The organism is Achromobacter sp. (genome assembly GCF_032113835.1).
Classification (GTDB): Bacteria; Pseudomonadota; Gammaproteobacteria; order Burkholderiales; family Burkholderiaceae_B; genus Achromobacter.
Window position 1 is genome coordinate 1 of the sequence record NZ_DAMCTG010000079.1, and the last position, 5,877, is coordinate 5,877.

General features: G+C 65.8%; 6 protein-coding genes. 3 read left to right on the plus strand and 3 right to left on the minus strand.

Annotated elements, in window-relative coordinates:
• Positions 1-235: 235 nt before the first annotated feature.
• Positions 236-1,123 (minus strand): LysR family transcriptional regulator, encoded by an 888-nt coding sequence (locus RT697_RS21625; RefSeq protein WP_313701668.1) that lies wholly within the window; start codon positions 1,121-1,123, stop codon positions 236-238.
• 205 nt (positions 1,124-1,328) lie between these two features.
• Between RT697_RS21625 and RT697_RS21630 the strand changes: the two genes are divergently transcribed.
• The 3 genes from RT697_RS21630 to RT697_RS21640 are packed head-to-tail and all read left to right on the plus strand — an operon-like array spanning position 1,329 to position 3,088.
• Complete coding sequence (locus RT697_RS21630; RefSeq protein WP_313701669.1) at positions 1,329-1,808, plus strand: carboxymuconolactone decarboxylase family protein; 480 nt, start codon at positions 1,329-1,331, stop codon at positions 1,806-1,808.
• Between the two features lie 9 nt (positions 1,809-1,817).
• A complete protein-coding gene (locus tag RT697_RS21635) occupies positions 1,818-2,573 on the plus strand; it encodes an SDR family oxidoreductase (protein WP_313701671.1) in 756 nt (251 codons plus the stop codon).
• Positions 2,574-2,593: 20 nt separating this feature from the next.
• Positions 2,594-3,088 carry an Ohr family peroxiredoxin gene (locus RT697_RS21640; RefSeq protein WP_313701673.1) on the plus strand — a complete coding sequence of 165 codons (495 nt, stop codon included), beginning with the start codon at positions 2,594-2,596 and terminating at the stop codon, positions 3,086-3,088.
• A gap of 11 nt (positions 3,089-3,099) precedes the next feature.
• Here the strand turns inward: RT697_RS21640 and RT697_RS21645 are convergent, their stop codons facing one another.
• Together RT697_RS21645 and RT697_RS21650 are read right to left on the minus strand one after the other, a co-directional pair.
• A complete protein-coding gene (locus RT697_RS21645; RefSeq protein WP_313701675.1) occupies positions 3,100-4,101 on the minus strand; it encodes a LysR family transcriptional regulator in 1,002 nt (333 codons plus the stop codon).
• Positions 4,102-4,242: 141 nt separating this feature from the next.
• Complete coding sequence (locus tag RT697_RS21650) at positions 4,243-4,677, minus strand: cupin domain-containing protein (RefSeq protein ID WP_313701676.1); 435 nt, start codon at positions 4,675-4,677, stop codon at positions 4,243-4,245.
• Between the last annotated feature and the right edge of the window lie 1,200 nt (positions 4,678-5,877).

Sequence of the window (5,877 nt, forward strand, 5' to 3'; positions counted from 1 at the left end):
CCCGGGGGCGCCTAGCGCACGCTTGTAATGGGGGTGTCAGACACCCTTGCTGCGGTGGCGCAGGATGAAGGTTGTCTCACCAGGGTGTCAGACACCCGGGGGACGCCGAGGGCACGTTTGTAATGGAGGTGTCTGACACCCTTGATGCGGCGGGGCAGGATGAAGGTGATCTCACCCGGGTGTCAGACACCGGGGCAAGAATGCTTCGGACGCCGGGATGCGAGCTAATTCGGCGCTAATTCACCCCCAGATGCCGTTGCAGCGTATCCAGAAACACCTTTGCCCGCGCCGGCGTGACGCGGTTGTCGGATAGGGCGTAGATGGTGGCCGGCGGCAGTTTCCAGTCGGGCAGGATCTGTTCCAGCGCCAGTTCCCGCAGCGTTTGCGACAGCGCCTGATGGCTGGGCATCCAGGCGATCCCCAGCCCGGCGGTGGCCAGCTGCACGCCCAGCGCCGCGCTGTTCGTGCCGATGTGGGTCGGTCCGCGAACATTCAGCAGGCTGTCGCCTTCGCCCAGCGTCCAGTCCGGCAGGCCGCCCGTGACGATGCGCTCGTGCAGGCCCAGGTCTTCCGGGCAGGTCGGGCGCCCGAAGCGGTCCAGATAGCTGCGGGCCGCCACGAGAATCCATTGCACCTGCGCGACGTGTTTCTGGATCAGCGCGGAATCCTCGAGCTCGCCCGTGCGCAGCATCAGGTCGAAGGGCTGGCCGTTGCGGGCGGCGCCGGCCGAGCCGAGCTCCACCTCGAACGAGATCTGCGGATAGGTTTCGCGCAGTTCCTTCAGCACCGCCGGCAGGATCATGGTCAGCCCCGGCATCACCGACACACGCAGGGTGCCGGCCAGATGATTCAGGCTGGAATGGATGCTTTCGTGCGCAGACAGGGCGGCTTCGACGTGCACTGCGCACTGGTCGAAATACTGCTGGCCGATCGCCGTCAGGCCGATGCTGCGGGTGGTGCGGTTCAGCAGCTTGTATCCCAGCGTCTGCTCCAGCTGCGTCAGCCGCCGAGACAGCGTGGCCACGGGGATGCCGAGTTCGGCGGCGGTGGCGGACAGCTTGCCGCGCTTGGCGACTTCCACGAAGTAGTGGATGTCCTGCATCGAGATAGCGTTTCTGTTCATGTTGATTTCCGGGCGCGAGCCTTGATTGCCAGGGTATTTTCGGCGTGATCGCGCGGGCCGATTGTTGTCATTGCGGCAACATCGTGGTCCCTCTGCCGGGGCTACTGCCGCGCTGCGCGCCGGCCTACGATTTGGGCGTCGAACAAACCAGCGCAACACCCCCGTAAGTCCATCGGGGAAGCGCCCAACCCACCCAGGAGTCACCATGAGCCAACGTCTCAACGCCTTTGCCCAGTCGCCCGAACTGTTCAAGAAATTTGTCGAATTCAGCATGCTGGCCAAGGCCGGCGCGATCGAGGAGTCCATCCTGACCCTGGTCGACATCCGCGCTTCGCAGATCAACGGCTGCGCCTTCTGCCTGGACATGCACATCAAGCAGGCCAAAATCGCCGGCGAACGCGAACTGCGCCTGCACCACGTCGCCATCTGGCGCGAATCGAACCAGTTTTCGACGCGCGAACGGGCGTGCCTGGCATGGACCGAAGCGCTGACCACGCTGGGCGTGCACGGCGTGCCCACCGAGGTGTACGAGCGCGTGCGCGGTGAACTGTCCGAAAAGGAAATCTCGGACCTCAGCTTTGCCATCATGGCCATCAACGGCTGGAACCGCCTGAACGTGGGCTTCCAGACGGTTCCGGGCTCGGCCGACAAGGCATACGGGCTGGACAAGGCCCAATTCAACTAAGGAACGATCATGAAAATCCTCGTCATCGGCGGCACGGGCCTGATCGGCTCCAAGCTCGTCAAGCTGCTTACCGACCGCGGCCATGAAGCTATCGCCGCTTCGCCCGCCACCGGCGTGAACACCATCACGGGCGAAGGCCTGGATGCGGCCCTGGCCGGCGTTGACGTGGTGGTCGACGTCGCCAACTCGCCGTCTTTCGAAGACAAGGCCGTGCTGGAATTCTTCCAGACCTCGGGCCGCAACCTGCTGGCCGCCGAGAAGCGCGCCGGCGTGCGCCATCACGTCGCGCTGTCGGTGGTCGGCACGCGCCGCCTGGCCGAAAGCGGGTACTTCCGCGGCAAGATCGCGCAGGAAGACCTGATCGAGGCCGCCGGCCTGCCGTACACCATCGTGCACAGCACGCAGTTTTTCGAGTTCCTGGGCGGCATCGTGCAATCGGGCACGCAGGGCGACGAGGTGCGGTTGTCGTCCGCCTATGTGCAGCCGATCGCGTCCGACGACGTGGCGCTGGCCATGGCCGACGCCACGCTGGGCGCGCCGGTGAACGGCATCGTGGAAATCGCCGGTCCCGAGAAGGTCAGGTTGTCGGAACTGGCGCAACGCTACATGGGTAGAATCGGGGACACTCGCACCGTGCAGGCGGACGCCGGCGTGCGCTACTTTGGCGCGCTGCTCGACGACGGCACGCTGGTGCCGGGATCCAGCCCGCGCCTGGGCGAGATCGATTTCGAAACCTGGTTCAGCCGTTCGGGCGCAAGAAAGTAGCGGCGGGCACAAGGACCTTCATGAGCAAACTGCGGCCTCCTCCCCAAAGCCTCCTGGACAAGTACCGGGGCGGCGACTTCCGTCCCCTGTACACCACCAGCGTGACGGTGCGCGGCGGGGAGGCCGCGCATGGCCGCGCCTCCGGCATCGCCATCTCGGACGATGGCGAACTGATCGTGGAATTGCGGCTGCCGGTGGAGCTGGGCGGCACGGGCGGGGGCACCAACCCCGAACAGTTGTTTGCCGCCGGCTACGCCGCGTGTTTTCACGGCGCGCTGAGCATGCTGGCCGAGCGGTCGGGCCTGTCGATTCCCGAGGCCTCGGTCACGGCCACCATTTCGTTCGGGCGAGACCCGGTCGATGGCCTGTTTGCGCTGACCGCGGACGTCAACATCCACCTGCCCGGCCTGGACAAGGCCCTTGCCGAGGAACTGGTGCGCAACACCGAACGCCTCTGTCCGTATTCCAAAATGGCGCAGGGCGGTATTGAAAGCGTGGTCGCGCTGACGCAGTAGCGCGTCTTGCTTCACGCCTGCTTCACCAGCATGCTGTCCAGTATCTGCAGGTCCATCGCGCGGATCTGTTCGGTCATGTAGTCGATGAACACGCGCATGCGCGCCGGCAGGTGCTGGCGGCTCAGGAAACACAGGTAATGGCCACGGTCCTCGGGCGCGTATTGCGGCAGGCAGGCGACCAGCGTGCCGGCGCGCAGGTGGTCGCAGACCTGGTAGGCGGCCATCTGCGCAATGCCGTGACCATCCAGCACCGATTGCAGCACCAGATCGGCGTCGTTGAACGTCAGCATGGCGGGCGGCGCCACCTTGCGTAGCTGGCCGGCCACCTTGAATTCCCACTCGAACACGCGGCCCGACGCCAGCTTGAAATTCACGCAGGCATGGTCGGCGATGTCGTCGACGCTGGCGGGCAGGCCGTGCGCGGCGGCATAGGCGGGCGAGGCACACAGCATCATCTGCATCGGGATGATCTTCTTGGCGATCACCTGGCTGTCTTCCATGCGCCCGTTGCGGAAGGACACGTCGACCCGGTCGGTGGTGAAGTCGGTGGGGCCGTCGTCCAGCAGCAGCTCGACCGAGATGCCGGGGTTGGCCTCGCGAAACCCCTTGAGCAGCGGGGCAACGACCTTGCGGCCGAAACCCACGGTGGCGCATACCCGCAACTGGCCCGACGGCGGGCCTTCGCGCAGATCGCGCATGTCGTCCAGGGCCTGGATGATGCGCTCGACGCCGGGGTGGCATTGTTCGTAGAAGCGCTGGCCCTCGGGCGTGAGCGAGGTGCTGCGCGTGGTGCGCACGAACAGGCGGGTGCCGAGCTGGTCTTCGAGCTTTTGCACGCTACGGCTGACGGCCGAGCGGCCGATGCCAAGCCGGTCGCCCGCCTTCGCAAAGTTGCCTTCGGCGGCGACGGCGATGAAAGCCATGACACCGGCATAGCTGGTGGCAAAGCTGTCGGCCAGGGAATCCGGTCCGATCGAAGGGGTGTCCGAGGAGGGAGGGCAGGGTGTCGACATGGTGGCGGCGCCGCAAGTGGGTTGATCCTACAGCTAAGACGGCGCGCGCCGCAATCTTGTGACATCAGGCGCAAAAAAAAGGCCTTCCCCGGGGGGAAGGCCTGCTGACGGTCCGAGGGGCGGCATCCGGCCGCGGTGTCCCTATTTGACCGGGGTCAGCGCGGGCGCGCCCTGCTTCTTGATGAGGACGACCACGAACTTGGCCGGCTCAGTCTGGCTGGCGTTGCGCCCCACGGTGTGGATGTCGTCGGGGCCTTCGTAGAAGGTCTGGCCGGGCTTGAGGGTGACTTCCTTGCCGCCCTTGACCTGCATGACGATCGTGCCTTCCAGGACGTAGACGAAGGCGGAGGCGTCGTGGCGGTGGACGGGGTCTGCGCCGCCGGGCGGGTAGTCGACGACGAGCATCAGGGCTTCCTTGCCGGGGATGTCTGGCAGGGCCTTTGTCATTACTTCGGTGACGACGGGGTCGGTTGGCTTGGGCGTGGCCTGGGCGTGATGGGAGGCGGCTTGAGCGGGCTGGGTGAGTAACGCGGCTGTGGCGATGAAGGGCAATGCGAATTTCTTGAGGTTTGACATGGTTTGTCCTTGGTGGGGTGACGGGTTCATCGTAGGAGGGTGGGGGGCGGGGCGGTAGGTCCGTGCAGGGGATCACGGTGTTGCCTGGTATGCACCAACGTTTGTAGGTCGGTTGGCGTTTGGGGGGGCGTTAGGTCGCTTCGCGCCGCGTTCACCTTAGGGCGTTGCAGTCACAGTAGGTCGCCCGACGCCGCGGTCACCGGGGAGGCGATCGCCCACGATTGCGGTCCGGAGCCTTCGCTCCGGACGTCCCCTTCGTCATCTTCGTCCGCCTTCGGCTCCCTTCAGATTCCCTCGGGCGCATCGACGGCGCTCGCCTCCCCGGTGACCACGACGCCGTGCTACGAGGGTCTTTGGTTTGGGGCGCTGTAAGACCTGTGTGCAGGGAAGGGGATTTGCGGGGCCGCCGGGTTGCCGCCCGGACGGCGGCAACCCGGCATTGGGTCGGGGGGACGTCGTGGCGGTGTGCGCTTGCGCGCTGGTGGTGGTTGGTTTGCTAGGCGTCGTCACGGGGGGAGGGGCGGTGATGGGCGGCGCGCGATGACGACCTGCCACAACTTGCCGACCTATACGCGCGCCGCCCATCGGGCACTGGAGTTCAATTGACGATTAGGGTCGGCGCCGCGTGAAGTCGCGAGAGCGTCTGCCGCTGCCGGTGTCTGACACCCTTGGGAGATGCGCTTGGTATGACTCGAATCTCACCAGGGTGTCAGACACCTAAGGCAGAAGAGACACCTGACGCAGAAGCAGCCACACGCGAAGCGTCATCGCTGACGGTGTCTGACACCCTCGGGAGATGCGCTTGGTATGACGCGAATCTCACCTGGGTGTCAGACACCTGACCTAGAAGTAGCCACACGCGAAGCGTCATCACCACGGCGCAAGACGCCGCGTAAGCCCACGAAGGCCGCCCGCGCGGCCGCCCGGGGGCGGGCCCCGCAAGACGCTTCTCTTCCTCACCAGTGTGTGCAAGAACCTTCAGAACTCAAGTCGCCCCGGCGCCCGTAAAGATCAGGCAACTCGAGCCCGGTGTGGCGTGGGCCTGGGGTGGGCGGGGCGTTTAGATGCGCCCGGCGGAAACCGAAGGGAGCCGAAGGCGGACGAGGTTGAGCACGGGGAAGTCCGGAGCGAAGGCTCCGGACCGCAATCGGAGCCCCGCCCACCCCAGGCCCACGCCGCGCCGGGCGTCTAAAGAACCCA